Source organism: Capnocytophaga cynodegmi DSM 19736 (genome assembly GCF_000379185.1).
Taxonomy (GTDB): Bacteria; Bacteroidota; Bacteroidia; order Flavobacteriales; family Flavobacteriaceae; genus Capnocytophaga; species Capnocytophaga cynodegmi.
This window is the reverse complement of sequence record NZ_KB900737.1, coordinates 1-21,215: the sequence shown is the minus strand read 5'-3', so window position 1 is coordinate 21,215 and position 21,215 is coordinate 1. Positions and strand designations below refer to the sequence as shown.

Sequence of the window (21,215 nt, the reverse complement as noted above, 5' to 3'; positions counted from 1 at the left end):
ATTTATTCAAAAAATCCCCATAAAAATTGGAAAGGAGCAGAAAAATTAACTTCAAAATCTGTATTTTTTACATTAATAAAATTACCTTCCCCAGCGATTTTGACAAATTTTTTGTTTTTAACTTCTCCCAAAGGCAATTTAAAAGTAGCTATGTTTTGAGAAGTGTTCTCCCTGAATAACAGCACGTATGTTTTATTCTTGGTATAACTTACAAATCCTGTAAAATGATAGCCGTTGGGTATTTCTCCCAATGGATGAATTATACCTCTCTGCATTTCACTTCGTTCTCTTTTCCAAAGATTTATCAATTTAGCAACAGAAAAAGCCTCGCTGGGTAAGCCAGTTGCTTCCATCCACGCTAAGGGTTGCCCCATCATAGTTATAGCAAACTGATAATCAAATGGAACATCATAAGGTTTAAGCAAATCGTCTGTCGGATATTTATATTTATTTCTCCACTTATTAAGCCACTCTATTTGGAAACGCTGTATAGGAACATACTTAGCTAGTGTCCATACATTACGTAAAGTAAGATGCGGATAGTAATTTCCCCAATCTGTATAACGGTTTTCTAAAAATATATTCCCTAAATGGTTGAAAAAGAAATATCCTCCACGTTTTCCTGCAGTAACATCAATATTAAACTGCAAGTTATCAGCCTGTTTTTGAGTCATCTGAAACATTTTCTTCACGTTGTTTTCAGACTTTTTATTACCAATTCGTAACCCATCAATTTTTATCCACGAAACTCCGTGTTGTTGATGTAGCTCCAGCATAATATCTTTATCACGTTCCCAATTGGCATAGTCATCACTTTTTGAAGGGTTGAACCAAAGCCCCAGCCCAATTCCCAGCGATTTGGCTTTGCGTGTTATCTTTGTCAAACCATTGGGAAATCGTGACGAATTTACCTCCCAATCAGATTTTTCCCAGCTATCCCAAAGTTTTGAATTTGTTTTTGTTGCAGAATTGCTTGATAATCCTCTTTGCCAACCATCATCAATTTGATAGTTCGTAATGCCAAGTTGAGCTGCTACTTCTAACTCATTCAAAATGAATTTCTCATTTATTCGGCTATCACGATTCCTATCCCCCCAAGTGTTCATTGTGAAGGTGTTATCTTTTTCAGGAATATACTTATGAGTGTTTAATTCATATTTTTTATACGCGTCCAAGGCTGCGGATTCGCTTCCTGCATACATTACTGAAAAAACTCGGTAAGCCTCCTGCCATTCAGAATCATTTTCAGAAGTTACAATACCTGGCGAATGTACCTTTATACCAGAAAAATCAGTACTAAAATCAAATCCCATATATGCGGACTGTGCTTCTTGCAAAGGAGACATCTTTACGACCAAATGAACATCCGAAGTATGATTGTCCTGAGCAATAAGTACAGAACCCTTGTAATACTGCGGTTTTCGATATGGCAATTCCTCACGAATATTAACTATGTTACTATGATGATCAGTAGCCTCCTGAAAACTAACAACTTTCGTTGTAAAGTGAGGATTTGAAAAAGGCATAGAAAAATAGAAAGGAACATTTGTGCTAAGCAAATGAGCATCTTCTATCAATTCCCTATTGGAAATATCCAATGATTCAAACAGAGAGCCGTTTCCCTTTACCTGCAATGACCATTCAACTCCAGAAGAATTATCATAAACTCGCAGACTTCTCTTAATTTCATAATTTGCATAAACAGTTTGCAAATCAAGTTGATAATATCCTGACACTCTATCGGTTGCCTCAACGTAATAAGATTTTTGAGAATACGAAACTGGAACTTGTTCCGCTGTTCGGTCTGGAATCGGAATGGGAAATATATCTGTCATTGAGCGAGATAGTGGTTTTGCTTTAGTGAGCCATAAAACGCCTTCCTTCCACTTGTAGGTTTGCTCACTCATTCCGTCATTAACAATCAGTGTTTCTGAGTTTTTCCACTGAAAAACATTCGATTGAGACCAACTATGATGAATAGCTCCCACACAAATAAACAACCCAATGACAAATAATTTCCGCAACATTATTTCTTACTTTTTTTACGAGATTTTCTGGTTTTCTTTTTTTCAATCACAAATTCATCTATAAGTGTATTAGCCTCACTCATAGCTTTGTATGTGATTTTACTTTTAGTAATTTCAATATACTGATAAGAACTTACCTTTGAATATGAAACGTCCATCCAACTCTGTTCATCAAGGTCATAGTACTTGTCGCCAACCACAGTCACTGTAAAAACAGGTTGTGAAGGTTTTTCTTTTGTACCCGTTCGGTTTTCTAATCCTCCTCTTGCATACGTGTGGTCGTGTCCTTGTAATACGAGTCCTATTTTATCCTTATATTTTTCTATCACAGGCAACCAATTCTCCAATAGTCCTTTATTGATGCGTTTTTTAGCCCCCGAAAAAACAGGATGATGTGCAACGATAACGACCCAATCTTGCTCGGTTTCGGACAAAATTTGTTCCAACCATTTGCCTTGCTCGTGGAGTTTTTCGTTAGAATTCATTACAATGAATCGCACAAAACCATAATCTAAATAGTATTGTCCTGCATCCCAAGAGTATGGGTAAGGAAATGTTGATGTCCAGTAGTTTGAGAGTTTTATTTTTTTACCCTCAAGATTTTTCAAATATTCGTGATTACCAGGTGCAGCAATTACAGGGATTGTGGCATTAATATCTGCTGTAGAAGTATGCCATTCTGCCCATTCATAATCATTATTAGCGTGATTTATCATATCTCCTACATACACTGCAAGTTGTGCTTGTCCAAATTTTCGGAAGGCTTCTTTATAAATTCGTTTAGCGTGTTTGTAAATCCCGTTTTGAGTATCCCCAAAGTAAAGTAATTTGAGCGTATCAGTATGATTTTCGTGAACATAGGTGTTCCACGCACTCCAATGCGGTGATTTTCCTACACGATAGCGATAAATTTTACCTGACTCTAAACCAGAAATAATTGCTTTATGGTAGTGCATCGGATAATCCTTATATTGCACAACCTCATACGAAGCAGTTATTCGCTTACGATTTGCCTTAGGAAAGGAATAATCATCACCCTTGACAAGTTCCAAAGTGCCTTCTTTTATCAAAGTATCTGTACGCCAAACTACAGCAATTTCATCATTATTGGAAGCCCTCGGAACAAGTGTTATCCTATCTGGGAGTACAGTAGGGCGATGATCTAATAACGGATTTTCTGGCACAGAAGACTCCTTATCCCAACGTGCTTGTAACTCAGGAGATACCTGTGAAAAAGTGTTCTGAAAGAACAACAAAAGCAAAAATGCTATGAGACTATTATTTTTCATTTATTTCATATTTAGTTTGTCATAAAATCATCTTACAGAGTTATCTGGATTTTTTACCCAGCCTTTTGTCCAATCCTCACTTCCATTTTTTATAGCTCCTACATAGGTTGCCGAAGTGAAAAATGTATCCAATGAAGCAGGATTAAACTCACTTGTTTGCTCAACATCTGGAACAAAATCAGCTAGTCCAATTCCCGCAATAGCTTTCAGTGTATATATTTTGTCCTTAAAATTTACTGCATTATTATGGAAAGGATTTGTTTCAATATTTCCATTTTCTATATTGAAAGTTCCTGCAAATTTTTGAGCATCTCCTCTAAAAGCATCTGCCTCTACATCAAATATGTACGAATATGCAAAAACAGCAGAACCCTTCAAATCTGTTATATTAACATCATCGCCAGCACGCAAACCTCTTCTGGGGAAATTAGCTATGATGGCATTATATACTTTCGGAGCAGCTTTTGCTCTCATTCTCATTCCATTCGTTTTTCCAGCATCTTTACCCGCTCCCAGTAACGTTATATTAGCAATTACAGGAGACGCTTCTTCACGAATAACAAAATCATCATTCTCATCAAATCGTGCGGAATTTACAGAAATTGCAAACTGTATTTTTCCCTCATATTTTTCTCCCAAACGATACGACCCTCCACGGCAATCAGTTGCTACCAAATACTTAAGTTGAGCATCACCATCTGTTATCATAAACCCTTCTCCTTCGGAATTAAATACCTGTATGTGACTAATTTGAGTTTTAGAACCTACATCTGATAGACGAAAAACTCGATCGCCTCCATATTCCAAACGAAGGTAGTTTATCTTACCATTATCTGATTTTGTTCCTGCACCAATAAGTGCAAACCTACCCCAATCTCCTGCTGAAGCCTTTGAAACATCTGAAAGAACTTTAGAACTTGTGATAACAACTGGATTTGTTGCAGTACCTGAAATCTTTGCAATACCTGAAACATTGATTGATACCTTTTCCTTAGCTTCAGCATTCATATAAACCTGTACACCCTCTTCTATTTCCAATGAAGAATCAACCTCAAAAGTTAGTGATTCGGGAACAAAATAGTTTCTCCCTTTAATGAGCTTCACACTTTTTCCAGAAGGAACAATGCCCTCCGTACCAACTTTCAAACTAAAAAGAGAAGTTGAACCTATGGTAATTTTGTCGTATAAAGCAACTTTGGTTACTACAAGAACTTCAGAACTTTCAACATCATTCTGATTTACCAGAGTAAAGCTATATTTCACTTCTGCTCCTTCTTCCTGTCCAGCCGAAATAGGTTCAGTAGTGTATATAAACTCAGAAGCTGTGGCGTGTACTGGGAATTCTTTCAAAAATCCTCCATTTTTCTTAACTATGACTGACTTTGCACCTCCATCTCCATTGAGAGTAAGTTTTATTTCAGTTTTTTCTCCAGGAGCCAAATCAACCATCTCTGAACTTTTCAATGAAAGTAAAGGTGTTTTATACTCTGGATTGTCTTTTTTACAAGAAAGAACTACAAATAGCATTCCAATTATGGTTGCTACGCACACAAAAAATTGTTTTTTACATCGTAACATAATATTTATATTTTTAGATTGTTTTTTTATTTTCTTAGAGTACCATCGTAGTTTTTAAACCACTCCCCTCCTTTGGTCCAATCTTTTGAAGGTTCCACAGCCCCTATGTAAGGAGCATCAACAAACCAACTTCCCAGAGAAGTAGGATTAAATATGGTAGGAGCTATTCCTACAAAATTATCTCGCGTTATTCCTGAAACAGACTTTTCCGATAAGTTATACTTTCCACTCTCAAAAAAGAATGTTTTAGCTTCTTGCTCCCAATTTATTGCGTTATTAAAGGAATGAATGTTATCAATTTTTGTAGTTACCCCCAGTCTTTCCAGCGGAAGATCTTCCACACGGACTCCATCACTCGGAAATTCAGTAACTATGGAATTATGAAATAACCCCTCTGCACCTCGTCGGATACGAACGCCTCGACGAGTGCCAAATTCAAGCCCTCCGGAACCATTTCCTATTAAAGTGACATTACTTACTTTGAAAGTGGTACGAGGCTGTTTATCAAAAATAGAATTATCATTACGGAACTCTATCGAACGAGCTTGATTCCAATAATTTACGGGATTTAGTGTCGCTTTTATATTAGTTTGAAAAATCCAAAACTGACCATTGCCTTGCCAACCTTCATCTGCCCATATGCCATATCCTCCGTGCTGTATCCCAGCTATGTAACGCAAGGAAACTCGCCCACCTCGCAATCGGAAAGCATTATTGTACGAATCAAAAGATTGGACGTACTCTATCGTCGTTTTACTCCCCACTCCATTGAGTTGTAAAGAATGTAATCCTCCTTTTCCTGTATACTCTATCCGTACAAATTTAAGCGTACCAGAATTATCATCAGGATTATTCCCTCCATAACGAAAACCATCGAGTAATACTGTGGTTGCAGCGTTGGTAGGTGCTGAGCCATTGATGTATATTCCGCCCCAATCTTCCCGAGATGCTGTGCCTGATAAAACCTTATCGCTGGTAAATACAATGGGTTGAAGTCTTGTGCCTGAAGCTGTAATTTTTCCTCCTCTCATAATCACTAACTGGCTGTACTTATTACTATTAAAAGTTCTGAAATACACAGTAGTACCTTCGTTAATAGTGAGGTTTGCTCCATCATCAACACTTACTACTCCATCAATTAGCCACTTTTGGTCGTTGGTAAGTACTATATTTTTGTTGATTCTTCCTGAAATTTTCTTGAATGCCTTTCCTCCAATTGAAAAATCAGCAATTTCAAAGGGTTGAGCAACTCTTATAATCACTGTAGGCGTTACGAAACTATGCCCTTGTTTGTCTTCGAGCTTAAAAGATATTGTAACTTCTTCTCCTAAAGTGGCTGTTGCAGGAACATCGTACTCATATTCATAATTGTAAGTAAATGAATTTTCTGGATTTTCTGTTGCAACAACCTTTCCCGAAACAAGGACTTCTATTTTACTTATTCCTGCGGGAGCTTCAGCTACAACATTCAAAAACACCTTCTCTGAAGGTTCTCGTGCAATAACTTCACCAGAATAGTTTTCTATTTCAATTGTTGAAGCAGAAAGTTCAATTACTTTTTCTCTCTCACAAGAAACCACTGCGATAACAGAAAGTATAACGAATATCATTGTCTTAAGTTTCATCTTTCTAAATTTTAAAGTTTTCTATTTCTATAACCTGAAATTTATTCCAAACCTTGATGACCAACCAAAATAGGCAATCCTTGAAATTTGACTTGAATTCCCCTGATAACGAATTGACGGAGAATTGGTTAAATTAACAAACTCGGCATAAATACTTATCTTCTTACTGATTCGTTGTGATAAGTTAACATCAAGTTGAAATCTTTCATCTTGAATAATATCATCGTTTTCGGTACTTGCTACCGAATGAATGTATGAACCATTATAATTCAAACTCGCTTTACAGGAGAATCCTTTGTAATCCCAAGAAAGAGAGGCATTTCCCGTATGAAGTGCTTGACCAGGCAAACGCATATCAGTCCTGTCCTGTGTATTGGCTTTGCTTCCCGTATAAGTGTAGTTTAGATAGGCACTCAAACCTTTAAATATGCTCGGAAGAAAATCCAATTTTTGCATCAAGTTGAATTCGAAACCATATACAATAGCTTTTTCTCCGTTTTGTTCCTGTCGGAACTCAAAACCTGCAGTTTGTGGAAAGCCAGGATAATCTTCTAATAAAGACGGAACAATGCGTGAAAATTGAAAACGACTTATATTCTTGTAAAACAATCCGGCCGAGATAACTCCACCTCCCTTATTGTATTTTTCAAACATAAAATCAATATTATCTGAAAGTGAAGGTTTTAATTCTGGATTTCCAATAAAAAGCCTTGCCATATCAGCATCATAGTTCACAAAAGGAACAATGTCAACGAAATTCGGCTTCGCATATGATTGTGTGTAAGCAGCACGGATATTGGTAAACTCTGTTAATCCATATTTCAATTGTAGGTTAGGCAAAAGAAAACCATATTTTGTACCTCCACTTATAGGAGTTGCAATTACCGTTGTTCCAGTACGTTTCACATCAAAAGCGTGATAGAGAACATCGTTATATTCATACCTCAACCCTGCAATAATGAGTAAATCTTTCAGCTGAATTCGGTTCATAATGTAACTTGCATTTACATTTTCTTCTGCTTCGTAAGTATCATTTTTGGATAAACGTTCAGCGTCCCAAGAATCATCTCCTTCAATTAGTAATTTGCGATAAGTTTGCATATAATTCTCAAACTTATTTTTGTCTATTCTTGGTCCAAATTCATATCTATTATTCAAGAAATTTGTTGGCTCTTTATCACTTGCAACGTGGGCAAATGCTTCTTTTAAATTTAGTACTTTGTTGGGATCAAAAAATGAGAAAACGTGATTATCACGGAATTTATTGTTTGTTACTTTACGTGCCTTCCCACCAAACTTTATATTTCCACTATAACCTTTGAGTATATAATCTTTACTAATATTAAATTTTCCGACCAAATTGGAAGCCTTAGTGTACTCACTGTCTTCTTCATAACGTCTGAAATCATTCATCAAGAGTGGATTTTTAATATTGTAAGGATGTTCTGGACGTAATTGCGGGACTTCATCCATTATTCCTCGCTTATTGTCTGCTACGATAGATATTCCATCATGAGAAAAATCACCTCGTGTACTTGAATACTCTCTTTTAGATGTGGTGTAGAAAGCTCCCCAATCCACCATCCAACCATTTAAATTATGATTTCCTTCCAGATTAAAATTATGATTTTTCTTGATTTCTTTCCAAATATTAATATCTCTTCGGATTCTACCGTCGAGTAAGCTGTCGTGTGAAATCCACTGAGAAGTACTTCGGTCTAAATCAAAGCGCATACGATTACGCACATCGTCATCTTCCCTGTAATTGTACATATAATTGAAAATAATTTCGTGATTTTTCACTTTATAATCAATTGTAGTTGTGGTTCCTACGCGAGTACGTTTATTTTCTGTTTTCCGAAAATGATAATACTCTGGCATAATTAAGCCTTCGTTTACCATTTTTACTTTCTTTTTGACACCTGACCAAGTGGCATCCATTCTATCTTCAGAATTATTATTGCTATAATAACTTCCGCTGAGTAAAATTCCTAACCGACCATTACTATGATTATCATTTACTGAAAACCGTCGGCTAATTTGCATCTTACCAATTGAATTGAGCTTACCTGAAAGGTCATTAAACCCCTTTCCTAAATCTCCTTTTAATTGCAATTTGATGGAACGTGCTGTGGGAGTTTGCAGATTGATATTTCCGCCTATTGCATCACCATCCATATCCGAAGTTAGCGTTTTGGTAACCTCAATTGCTCCTAATTGGTCGGCTGGAATGAGGTCAAGTCCCTCCGTTCTTGAACCACTTTGTTGAACAGATGACAATTGCTCTCCATTAATACTGATATTAGTAAAATGCTGTGGTGTACCTCTGATAGAAACAGAAGCTCCTTCTCCTTTGTCTCTAGCGATATTAATTCCAGGTAAACGTTGTAATGACTCAGCAACATTCTTATCAGGGAATTTCCCTATGAGGTCAGCTGAAACGACATTCTTTATGTTATGAGCAACCCGTTGTTGATTAAGAGCTTTCTGTTGTCCTTCAAAACTGCCAACTACAACCACTTCTCCCAGATTAAGATTACTAGGTTTTAGACGTATCTGTAGGTCAACTTCCTTATCCGAGGGCATTTTTATCACTTTTTGTTGTGTTTCGTACCCCAAACAAGACAATGTGATGTTTGTTTCCCCTTTTTTCAAATTCCCCAAACGGAACTTTCCTTCCAAATCAGTGGCTGTCCCATTAAAATTTGTAGCATCATAAACGCTAACTCCTGGCAAAGGCTCGTTGGTAGCATCATCAACTACTCGCCCTTTTATCTCATAAGTTTGTGCGTTGGCTGCCAAAATACTTATTAACGTTAGTAATGTCAGAAAGATATTTTTCATTGCTTTTTTATTTTTATTCTTCTTTGAGTTTTATCACCGCTAAGTTAGTCTAACTTTATTAAATACAAACATAACTTATGTTACTAAAAATAGAATTTGCGTTACATTTTTCTACAATTATTTCACTAAGTCAATACCCTACTCCTCTGACACGAATCCCACTAACGACAGGCTCTCCTTTTATCGGCTGAAATTTAATTGACAAGCCATTATCTTTTGTCACTTTTGTTTTGAATACAAGTCGGTAAGGAACGTTTAATCCGTAATTTACTCCTAAATCTAAGTTCTCCTCAATTAAAGATTCATTTGCGAAAATACTAAATATACGTTTATTAGGCTGACGCGTTACTTCTTTGTCTTCATCTGCAAAACGCCGAGATTTGGGAACATACTCAACCATTAAAACTTCTACCTCATAAACTCCTTTAGGTACATCTGCTTTAAACTCTGACATACCCACACGAACCGCCTGATAAAGAGGGTCTTCTTCGTCTATTGCAAGAATATCTTCTTTTGTCCCTATCTTGTCCCCAACATAAAGTTGTTTCCCTCCAATAAAACCAAAACTACCTTCAGAATATTCTTTTTCAGGAAGCCAGTACTGCCCCGTTCGCGAATCGATGAAAGCATAATTTGCCCCCAAGTTCATCGCGATATCTATTTCTTTACTAGTTTTAAATTGATAAGGAATTAGTTTTGTTTGAACTAATTTATCTTGAACATTTTTACCATTTTCTTGTAAGGAAAATACATATTTCCCTTCTGGCAGAGATAAATCCCATACTGCCATTCCATTTCTTGTTTGGCTTACTGAGTGGAATTGATTATTAATTAAGAGAGAAAGTTTCTCACGGTTTGAAAAGGCATACATACGAACTGGAACAAGTGTATCTGAAGGCGATGTAGCTATATGCTTCCAATCTGTTCGGAAAGGATAGCCAAATGTTGCAACTGGTTTTTCAGACAAAAGTGCTTGCATCAAAAAGTAAGCGTCTTTTGGCTTACGATTGTGTGTAACCAAACCTTTGTTATTCATATGCGAAGTGGCATCTACACGGCGTTCTGAACTAAAATCTACCAAATTCCAGATTGCTCCACCAGAAATATAAGGACGTGCAATGATTTGAGAGGTTAAAGATTGTATAAAACGAACCTGTTCTTCCATTGTGAAGTCAAATTTTTCAGGCTTTTCAGAATAAAGGCGCACATCCGAACCAGCACCATATTCGCTAATGAAATGAATTCTGTTAGGATATTTTTTGTGTTGTTCGTCCATATATTTACCAAAATCCTCATATTTATCATAATACCAACCGTGGTACAAATTCCACCCTGCAATCATAGGAATGTCTCCAATTCCCGATTCATCATAAAGCGCATAATTATGCATCGCAATTGCAGTGTAACGATATGGGTCTGTTTGTCTGGTTAAGTTTTCCAAACGTTGTGTTAGTTCAAGTGTGGCTTTATTGCGTTCAGGAATTTCTTGTTCTGGTTTAAAACGATGTGCCCAATAAATCTCATTCATATATGCCCATATAAATATCGAAGGATGATTATAGTGCTGCTTAATCATTTCTTTGAGCATATTCTCAGCATTTTGGTTATGTTCTTCACTCACATTTACTTCATTTACCAACGGGATTTCTTCCCAAACAACAAAACCTAATTGGTCTGAATTATCGAGAATTTCAGTTGCTTGTGGATAATGTGCATTTCGCAGAAAGTTAGCTCCCATATCTTTTAACAACTGCATATCTTGCCGATGCATATCATTAGTTAATGCATTTCCATACGGAATCCTGTCCTGATGGCGATTCGCTCCAATTAATTTTACGTTTTTCCCATTCAGAAAAAATCCTTTGTTCGCATCGAAACTGAACCATCTAAAGCCCAAGGGTTGTGTTAAATTATCAAGAGTTTTTCCATTTTCTTTCAAACTACTTTCCACATAATAAACCACAGGCATTTCGGTACTCCACAATTCAAAATTTTCTACATTTTTAAATGTGACTTTAAAAATCATATTCGAAGAAGCCTCAATGGTTACGTTGCTTCTTTTTTCTGCCAAAACGGACTCTGTATCTTTCCTGATGAAGGTTTCGAGCGATAGTTTTACCTTTTGGTTACTTTTGTTTTGTAGATGATATTCAATGATGACTTCTGCCTTTTTCTCGGAAACTTTAGGTGTTGAAATATAAATCCCTGGACCTCCGTAATCGGACATACTAAAGTGTTTATCTCCCGTAGTTATTAAATGAACAGGACGATAAATACCGCCAAAAAATGTAAAGTCCGCTGACAGAGGAGGAATATTCTTGTCAAAACTATTATCAACCTTTACAGAAATATATTGCTCTCCCGATAGATTCAAAAAAGGTGTCAGTTCCACATTAAAAGAGCTATAACCACCAATGTGTTTTCCTGCAAATTTCCCATTTACAAAAACTTCTGTAACCTGATTAGATCCCTCAAATTGTAAGAAATATTGCCTCCCAGACTCAGGAATTAATCGAAAAGACTTTTTATACCACGCAATTCCCCTGTAATAGCCTCTTTTCCCATCAGCAAGAACGTCCTTATCATTCCACGTGTGAGGTAACTGAACCGGTTGCCAATTAAAACTATCCGCATTAGGAAGAACAGCATCTCCTATGCTATCCTTCTGGAATAGCCAACCTGAATCAAAACTAACTTTCGAACGTCCAACAGAACGAATTTGGGCTTCTAATGTGAATTTGTAACCAAACAAAATCACCATTACCATACAGATGTACCTTCTCATAAATTTATTTTTTGGCTAAATTACTCCTATACAAATAATAAATCTATCTCAAATGTTACGAAAAAGAGGAATTGGGTTACCTTCTCTTTTCACATCAGCTAGAAAGCCCAATTTACATCTGTAAATCAGCAATATAATCATTTATAAATAATATTTTTTCTGAAAAATTAATCAATCATAAAGAATAATTCTGTATTTTCGTGGCAATGAAATTTCATCAATTGAATTTTCATCAAAAAATATAGCAAGATGATTATCAAAAAAGTTAATGGAAAAGAGCCTTCTTTTGGAGAAGATTGTTTTATTGCTGAAAATGCAACAATCACAGGAGATGTTTCTGTAGGCAATCAATGTACCATTTGGTATAATGCCGTGATTCGGGGCGATGTAAATAGTATTCAGATTGGAAATAAAGTAAACGTACAAGACGGCGCTGTTATTCACGCAACTTATGAAAAACATTCCACAGAAATAGCCGATAATGTATCTATTGGACATAATGCCATCGTTCACGGTTGTACTATTCACAGTAATGTGTTAATCGGAATGGGAAGTATCGTAATGGATGGATGCGTTGTTGAAAGTGATAGTATCATTGCAGCTGGTGCAGTAGTTACCGAGCATACTCATATTGAGTCTGGAAGCATCTATGCTGGTGTTCCTGCCAAGAAAATAAAGAGTTTATCAGAAGAGCAAAAACAATCTATACGAAAAACAGCTGATAATTACGTAAAATACGCCTCGTGGATTGAAGATTAGATGAAATTTTATGATATTTCTATAATGAAAACAAAAAAGGCTTCACATTCTTGTAAAGCCTTTATTTTCTTTGTGGTCCCAGCTGGGCTCGAACCAGCGACCACCTGATTATGAGTCATATTTTTTATTGTTTATTGTAGTTTATTTAATTCCATTTTTATTATATTTATACTATAAATCAACATATTGCCACTAAAATAATTTTGTTATTATCTTATTTTATGTTACTTTTACGACATTAATGTTCGTCAAATGTTCGTCAAAAGTTATGACCACTTTTCAATTCACACTTAAAAACAACCCAAAAGTAAATGGTGAAAGAAGTATCATCATTACGTTTATAAAAGACAGAAAAAACACAAGTTTATCCATCAGGAAATCTTGTAAGGAAGAACAATGGAGCTATGAAACAGAGAGAGTAAAGAAAAACCACCCTGAGCACAAAAAACTCAATACCTTTATCGAAAAATATAAAAAGATTATTCAGGATATTATTGAAGACTTTGAAGATAGAAATATTCCCTATTCCTTACCTGACCTTATAGAAAGTGTAAAAAAATACAAAGGAAAAAATAAGACTGCTTCCTTCACAGAGTATTTATTACAAAGTATAAACAATCAAAAAGTTTCAGGTAAGATAGGTTCAGCAAGAATTGAAAAAGATACTCTAAATTCACTACAAAAATTTTTTAACAAGAAAGAAATCGGATTTAATGAGATAACTTTTTTATCATTGAAAAAATATGAATTCTATTGCTATGAAAAAGGTAATTCACCAACAACGATAGCTATCAGGATGCGAACGATGCGCTATATTTTTAATCAAGCCATTACTTCAAAAATCATTAAAGAAGCACAATATCCCTTTAAGGATTACAAGATTTCAAAAATAAAAACCGATGCTAAAAAAGAGTTTTTAGATGAAGATGAAATTCAGGCTTTGAAGACTTATGTACCCAAAGATAATCGAGAAGCTTTTGCAAAAGATATGTTTCTATTTAGCTACTACTCAAGAGGAATTAACTTTATAGATTTACTAAAGCTAAAGAAAAGTGCATTATCGAGCGAAAATTTGACTTTTATCAGAACCAAAACAAATGTACCCGTGACCTTTAAATTAGCTGGATACAACAAAGATATTATGAAAAAATACCTATCGGATGATTCCTCTGAATATCTTTTCAATATCGTGCAGAATAATAATGCAGATATTACTTATTTGAAAAATAAATCTCACAAATATTTGAACAAATATATCAACCCAAGTTTAAAGGTCATTATCCAAAATTTAGGAATTAATAAACATATAACCTATTACTGTGCTAGACATTCTTTTGCTACGGCTTTAAAGTTTAAAAATGTATCAGTAGATATTATCAGACAAGCATTAGGACAGAAAGATATTAATTCTACGATGGCTTATCTCAATTCGTTACCGGACAAGAAATTAGATGAAATTATTGATATGGCTTTGATTTAATTAGAATTATAATATTGACCTAACATAAAAATTTGAATCATCCCATTGCTTGAACGATTAATACTAAACGCAAGTAATCCCATCGTAAGTCATCAGTTTAATTATTTATATTATAATTAACTTTTAACTGAAAAAAACTATATTTGCAGAAAGTTTTTTCAGAATGCTTTCCTAGAGATATGAGGACATCATTAATATTACATTCCCAAAAATAAGATAGTTATGAAGTCTTTCCTTTCAGTACTTGTGTTTATGATTGGTGTTTGTTATGTTTTTCCACAAGAGAAACGCCCTATTTCAACTGCATTTCCTTTCTTATTACTAGGTACTGATGCCATAGCTTGTGGTAAGGGAGACTTGGGAGTAGCCTCAACACCAGACGTTTTTTCTCAACATTGGAATGCTTCCAAATATATTTTTGCAAAGGAAAAATCTGCCTTTGCAATGGCGTATGCTCCCTATCTAAATCGGGCAGTACAAGATATTTTCATAGGAAATCTTGTATACTACAAAAAAACAAAGCGAGGAGCTTGGGCTGGAAGCTTTAATTATTTCAATATAGGAAATGTAACACTTACTCGCGGTTTTGGTAAAGACATTTACATTCTGGGAGATTTTCGTCCCTCTGAATTTACATTTGACGTTTCCTATAGTTTGCAGCTGAGTTCTCACTACGCAATGGGTATTACCACTCGTTATTTGAACTCAAATTTAAGGCTCCCTATAGAAGAAAGCAATGTAGCCAGAGGGGTTGCTTTTGACATCTGCGGTTTCTATTCTTCCAAGGAACATCTAATAGGTAATTATTTCGGAAAATATACTTGGGGATTCCAAATTTCAAACATTGGTGGTAAAGTGCAATATGAAAAATTAGGACAGACTTTTTTCTTACCTACCAACCTTAAATTAGGTGCGGGGTACAACTTACAAACTAATAGTTACAACCATTTTCAGTTTCTTTTAGAAATCAATAAATTACTCGTTCCTTCACCAGCCAAGTATGGTTTTAATGACACTAATGGCAATGGCATTCAAGAGCCTACTGAACCTACTGAAATTGTAGCGGGAAAAAGCCCAAATGTTGATTTCTTGCAAGGTATTTTCCAATCATTTGGCGATGCCCCTAATGGTTTTTCGGAGGAATTACAAGAAATTTCTTGGTCATTAGGTTTTGAATACGCCTATAATGAAACCTTATTTGTACGAACAGGTTATTTCAATCAGCACAAAAATAAGGGAGACAGAAAGTATCTGACATTAGGTACAGGGTTTCGAATACAATCGTGGCAAATTGATTTTTCATACCTTTTTTCAACAGCAAAAACAAATAACCCAATGAGCTCTTCTTTAAGAATTGCACTACAATGTAAGCTTTAAAACACAAAGAGTCCATTACTGTATTAATCAATATTAATCAAGTAATGGACTTTGCTTCTTTACACATTAAAATTGATAATAGTATGGTACTTCTGATGTGATTTCCCCATTAGGTAGGCGATATTTTAAAATTGCATTGTATTTTTTCTCAGGAATTGCAGGGAAGTTTCGTTCCATAAATTCAGCCTCCCAAGTAGGATTTAATATGCCTCTTGTTAAATTATCTGAAATACGTCTGCCAAGTTCAGTCCAGTCATTTCTGTAATATACTAACACATCATAACGATACGGAAAAAGACGTTTAAGTATGGAACCCTGTGAATTATTTTGTAAATTTTCCGCATACGAACTCACCACAGAGATTGCCTCTTTAGGAGGAAAACCTATTTTTTCATTCGATGAACCTCTTCTTAAGATACTGATAACTTGCGGATTTGTATATAAATATTTTTTAAATACAGCATCGTAAGCATCATCCAATACCGCCTCTGTATAAAACAAAGGCTTTCCGTCGGTGTATACTGTTCCTAAAAGCTCAGTAACTTCAAAAGATTCGTCTGTATTCATATTGTTAAATAACGTCACTACGTCCGAAGAGATTTTATCCCAAAGTTTTCGCTCCGTTTTAAAAGCATTCATCTTCTGTTTGAGTGATTTGTATTTACTAGCTTTAAAACTGTACGTTAATCGTTCGAAACTTCCTTCTTTAACAGAGGCTTGGGCTTTGTTGCTTTTGAAAGCAGCAGAAGTCTCTTTTTCTATGGTATCGTACCCCCCTTCAACTCGTTTTGTTTCTCTCTCAGATGTGGTTATTTTGCCTTTTTTCATACTATTTTTGCTATAACTTACTATGGAAAGGGTGTATTTTGCCCCTGTATCAAGCTTTGGCATTGTATAGGTAATTGCATTCTTAGCAGCATTATAACTGGGCTGAGCTGTTAGTTTATTTCCGTTCTCTGAAATCAAATATAACTGTGTTTCCCAGTTATCGGACTCAAACAAATACGCCTGACCTTGCTTGAGCTGTATAAACGCATTTTTGGTTTCATCTACAAAATAGTTTTTTTGGTCAAGTATTGGATATGCATATTGGATATTTTTGTTAGGAATGTATTCTGGAGCTACTCCCGTAACAAAAGTTCGTTCTTCCACCTCCAAAGCCTTCTTGCCATCTACCATCACAGTTTGATAGGAATTGCCCTTTAATTCCTGAAAACTCACCTGAGCGGTAATTTTGTATTTCGTATTAGAAGAAAGCGTCTCTGTAGGAATAAAATTCACCACATCAGAAGATTTTCCAAATTCCAATTTGCCTTTAATTGTACCACCTTTTTCATCGGTCATTTCCAATTTTTCCAATTTTACAACATACGTATGGTCGCCATCATCTTCAGGAATAACAATAGGTTTTTCCACTTCAAGATTGAAACTTACCTGAGGAGCAATGAACACATCTACATTCGTGCTCTTATCAGAAGGAGACACTTCGGAAATGATTTTCATTCCGCCTAAAACTTCCTGCTGAGCAAGCTCACACTGCTCACCAAATTCCATTTTGAGTCGGAAGCGACCCTTAACAAGCCCTCCCAATACGTTGTAGTATCCGCCCAAATAACCTCTCGCCCAAAAAGGATTGGGTCCTGACCCTTGCAAAATAGCAGCAACTCCCGCTTTAAGAATTGGAATATTTTTGCGAACAAAAAACAATCGTACTCGTATTCCCAACTCTCCTTGAAGATAAACATACGTTTGCCCACTGGCATACCAACCATTGATTCCAAGCTCTCCACTGCGGTTTTTACAATGAGTATTGCCATAGTTTTTCAGCATTATATCCGAACCTAAACCCGCAGCAAATCGAGCATAAATAAATCCTGCATTGATATCGCCCGTATCAAAATTCAAATGAGAGCCAAAAGCAAATCCTTTTCCTTCCCTAACCTGATTGAGGCTTTGCATATACCCTAAGTTACTTGCTTTCATTCCTAAAATTTCAGCTACTTTGGCAGGAGGCTCGGGAGTTTCATAAATTTTCGTTCCTATCATAAAGTAACTTTGTGCATCTACACTTAAGTTACCAAAACCTACTTGCAAGCCTATCATCTCACGCGAAGTACCAATATGAATATACCAATCTTTAGGGTCGATATGAATCACAGCTCTCCCCGCCAGTCCGTTGTTGCCCTTACCCTTTATAACACCTCCGGCAACATTTACATAAGCTTCCATATTGGCGTGAAAGGCTTTTTGGCTAAAATCATAATTCATTGCCATTGTAGCATAAATAGGAGCTTGCTTTACTTTTCCATTTTTATCCAAAGAAACATCCACTTGTGAAGGAGTGTTATTATTATCCAACACTAAAACTTTATCTAAATCATTCTTCTTAAGTTTTTCCATATTAATCAGGTTATTTACTTGCGAAGTAAACCCCTCTTGCAGAGATTCAAAAGGATTATCCAATTTGTCCTGTAAAGCATACATTATGGTAGCCTCCCCATCAATACCAACACGGGCAAGTCCTCCTTTTTTATTGGTTTGGAGGCTTAAAACAGCCATAAAAGAAGCTACATTTTTACTCTGAAAAGCTCCTAATACACCAGCCTTTAACTCCAATTCCACCGATGCATCTGGAATAAGCTCAAAGGCTCTTTTTATCCCCGATATATTACCTTCCTTGTCTTTATTGGCCATTGTACCATCTTCAGGACGCATTCGGTAGTAAGCTCCTCCAACAAAGCCCGTGATATTCACAAACGAAGCTGGAATATTTAAACCATCAACAGCAGCATCAAACCCCCAATAACGAAAATCCTTATTCCCAAATACGGCATTAGCATCTACCTTAATGGCAGGATTTTCAATCTCTACTGCCAACATCGCTCTAAAACCATTGCCATAAAGTGGGTCATCTTTCATCAGTTTGAGCCTTCCTGACACAGTAGCCACCACAACATCTACATTATTTAAGGCTAATTCACTGACGTCAAAAGTGTCATATCGCCAAGAAGCCTTTTCTCTTTTAGCATAAATACTAAATCCTCCTTCGGCAGAAAATTTATCTTTCTGTAAACCTACACGAATGCCAAAATTCAACATCGCTCTATTGCCTTTGAAATTGACATTCACATCTTTCACACTTACAGGAAAATTAGCTAAACGTTGCTCACCCGTAACTCCAAAATGTTCTGCAGAAATATAAGGTTCTTCGGTTTGAAGTGTAAATTTGCGAAAAGTGATACCGTTAAATTCGTAGCTGTTCTTATCAGTGCTATTTTCACGCAGAGACATTTGTCCGTTAAGAACCGCTTTAGGAATGAATTTCTTATTCTTTACTCTCAACTCAAGGTATGACGATGGTTCAATAGTGGCTTGGGCTCTCCATAAATCAAAATTGAGCTTTTCCAAAGAGGAAGCCCTAAGCATATAGTCATCATCGGTAAAAGTTCCCGTAAAAAGAATACCTTTTTCACTTGATTTTTTCGCTTTGTCATTAGCAGCAACATCAGCCGTATCTTCTGAATCATCAGCCGATTCAATAGGAAGCAACATTCGCCCAGAGAGAGCCCCTCCCTTGATTTTAGAAGCCATAAAATCTGCTTTAATAAAATCCAATGAATACCGCCACGCATTTTCTCCGCCTGCCGTAGTACCTTCATTAAGAGAAATTAAGTTCTCCGCTGAAAAACTACCCGAAACGCCGTACGAATCCAAAATAAAACGCTCTGCCGAAAAACTCACTCTCGCTTCGGACTTTTTAAATTCTTCTGGTAAGGTAATTTTTAATTTACCCATATAAAAACCACGCCACGACTCCGCTTCAGCTACTAAATACTCCTCATAACCTTGAGGCAAAAACATCCCCTCTGCATTATGCGTGTCGCTCATATCCAGAATGATGTCCTCTGACTCAAACACAAAAGCACCTCGGTCACTGTTCTGTACTTGTTTGGTAATGGCAAATGCAGGTAAAGAAACCCTTAACAGCAGATTGTTCCAGCTTTCAGCCTTTAAAGCCACTGAAGTTTCTACTCTTCCGTTAAGTATCGGGGTATATGTACGCTCATCAACAGGCACTATCAACTGCGGAGATACGCGAATCACGCCATTTAAGGCTATCTCACGCAAACCATCACAATCAAAGGTAATATACGTCAAATCACCAACCGTATCACCCGTGCGTGTATCAATGCCTCCACCACGAAGCAAAAACTCCCAATTCTTGTTGGAACTCACCGTGAAATCTCCCAAAAGAGAAAGACGCATATCGCCCACTATTTGTCCTTCATACGAAAACGAAAGCCCCGTAGCTCCAAAAAAAAGCTGCTTTTTACCCGTAGGACTCTCACTATCAGGTACCGTAAGACGAGCATACGCATTGACTAACGTCTGCTCAGGCAAAAAAGTAGCTTGAGTGATGATAATGGCATATTCCATCCCATCCTTCGTCTCTCGTATACCAACAGGAAGCTCTGTGATGTCTTCTAAGGTTTCTGCCCAGCGAGTTTGCTCAAAAGTCGCTCCCAAAGGATGTTCTTGAGAAAAAATAACCTCAAAAAAGGACAAAAACAAAACAAAAAAAAGAAAAATGCGTACCATAGTGAATCAATTAAAGTTGATGATTCTGTAAAAATCAAAGAATCTACTTCTGTTTTCTTATAAAGAAATTCCAAAGATATACAAAAATTAAATACAAAGTATTACCTTACTTATTTGAAACGCTTCTAATCCTTCTCAAAAGTAGAAATAGAGCATTTTACCAAAACGTAAAATATAATTTCATAAAAAACTGATATTTAACGCATTTAAAAATTGTTTTTACAATACATTTGATACATCATCCAATTTACAAACACATTTCTTAATAATCGTATATTGAGCCCCTTTAATTTCGCTCGTAAATGAACAAATCCCCGCCAGTATCAGAAATAAACATTTTATCATCGTGAAATTCTATTTTATCGGCTTTTTCGTAAGTGTCTATTTTGTGTATCCATTGATAATTAGCCGTTTCTGGGTCGATAGCAATAACAAAGGAATCTCCAGCATCATAAACCAAGTACCAAAGTAATCCTTCATTATAAACCACATTATGCCCTGCCGCCCAATAAGTTTTGCCCTCGTACTCAAAATCTGGAAGTCGTGAATATTTCCTGTCATAATCGTACATTTCGCCATTATCAAGATTGACTCTGTAAAGCGATAAACTTGTACAAACATAACCAAAGTTACCAATGACCTCCATAGTACGAGCGTAAGACTCTGTTTTCCAGATAAGTGAACCATCTTGTGGGTTCAGACTTAAAATACCGAAAGTAGATACTACGATAAAATTATCTTTATAAGTATAAATTTCTTGTATTCGTAATTGGTTGTTTTTGCTGTCTTCTTTGTTAAAAAAATCGCGTATGTTCTTTTGCCACAGGAGAGAAAAATCATTTTATATATATA

11 protein-coding genes are annotated in these 21,215 nt (G+C 36.0%); 3 read left to right on the top strand and 8 right to left on the bottom strand.

Annotation, left to right across the window (positions count from 1 at the left end):
• Positions 1-2: 2 nt before the first annotated feature.
• The 6 genes from YW9_RS0110660 to YW9_RS0110635 all read right to left on the bottom strand — a co-directional run bounded on the left by YW9_RS0110660 (position 3) and on the right by YW9_RS0110635 (position 12,148).
• On the bottom strand, positions 3-2,027 hold the full coding sequence (locus tag YW9_RS0110660) for an alpha-galactosidase (protein ID WP_197070107.1): 2,025 nt from the start codon (positions 2,025-2,027) through the stop codon (positions 3-5).
• Positions 2,027-3,316 (bottom strand): purple acid phosphatase family protein, encoded by a 1,290-nt coding sequence (locus tag YW9_RS0110655; protein WP_018280157.1) that lies wholly within the window; start codon positions 3,314-3,316, stop codon positions 2,027-2,029. The genes YW9_RS0110660 and YW9_RS0110655 overlap by 1 nt, the downstream gene beginning before the upstream one ends.
• A gap of 27 nt (positions 3,317-3,343) precedes the next feature.
• Positions 3,344-4,894, bottom strand: coding sequence for a hypothetical protein (locus YW9_RS0110650; RefSeq protein WP_040354154.1), 1,551 nt, complete (start codon positions 4,892-4,894; stop codon positions 3,344-3,346).
• Between the two features lie 26 nt (positions 4,895-4,920).
• On the bottom strand, positions 4,921-6,519 hold the full coding sequence (locus YW9_RS0110645) for a hypothetical protein (protein ID WP_155848774.1): 1,599 nt from the start codon (positions 6,517-6,519) through the stop codon (positions 4,921-4,923).
• A gap of 27 nt (positions 6,520-6,546) precedes the next feature.
• Positions 6,547-9,363 (bottom strand): TonB-dependent receptor, encoded by a 2,817-nt coding sequence (locus tag YW9_RS0110640; protein WP_081615907.1) that lies wholly within the window; start codon positions 9,361-9,363, stop codon positions 6,547-6,549.
• Positions 9,364-9,493: 130 nt separating this feature from the next.
• Complete coding sequence (locus YW9_RS0110635; RefSeq protein WP_155848773.1) at positions 9,494-12,148, bottom strand: glycoside hydrolase family 2 TIM barrel-domain containing protein; 2,655 nt, start codon at positions 12,146-12,148, stop codon at positions 9,494-9,496.
• 249 nt (positions 12,149-12,397) lie between these two features.
• Here YW9_RS0110635 and YW9_RS0110630 point away from each other — a divergent pair, with 249 nt between their 5' ends.
• The 3 genes from YW9_RS0110630 (at position 12,398) to porV (ending at position 15,764) form a co-directional block, all read left to right on the top strand.
• A complete protein-coding gene (locus YW9_RS0110630) occupies positions 12,398-12,907 on the top strand; it encodes a gamma carbonic anhydrase family protein (RefSeq protein WP_018280152.1) in 510 nt (169 codons plus the stop codon).
• A 268-nt stretch (positions 12,908-13,175) separates the two neighbouring features.
• Complete coding sequence (locus YW9_RS0110625) at positions 13,176-14,387, top strand: site-specific integrase (protein ID WP_018280151.1); 1,212 nt, start codon at positions 13,176-13,178, stop codon at positions 14,385-14,387.
• Between the two features lie 222 nt (positions 14,388-14,609).
• The gene (porV, locus tag YW9_RS0110620; RefSeq protein ID WP_026193983.1) at positions 14,610-15,764 is read left to right on the top strand and encodes a type IX secretion system outer membrane channel protein PorV; all 1,155 of its coding nucleotides are present in this window, start codon (positions 14,610-14,612) and stop codon (positions 15,762-15,764) included.
• A gap of 66 nt (positions 15,765-15,830) precedes the next feature.
• On the opposite strand, the gene YW9_RS0110615 is transcribed toward porV, so the two are convergent.
• Together YW9_RS0110615 and YW9_RS13180 are read right to left on the bottom strand one after the other, a co-directional pair.
• Entirely contained in the window at positions 15,831-20,363 is a 4,533-nt protein-coding gene (locus tag YW9_RS0110615; RefSeq protein ID WP_018280149.1) for an Ig-like domain-containing protein, read from the bottom strand.
• 286 nt (positions 20,364-20,649) lie between these two features.
• Positions 20,650-21,009, bottom strand: a complete 360-nt coding sequence (locus YW9_RS13180; RefSeq protein WP_155848772.1) for a hypothetical protein — start codon at positions 21,007-21,009, stop codon at positions 20,650-20,652.
• Positions 21,010-21,215: the final 206 nt, after the last annotated feature.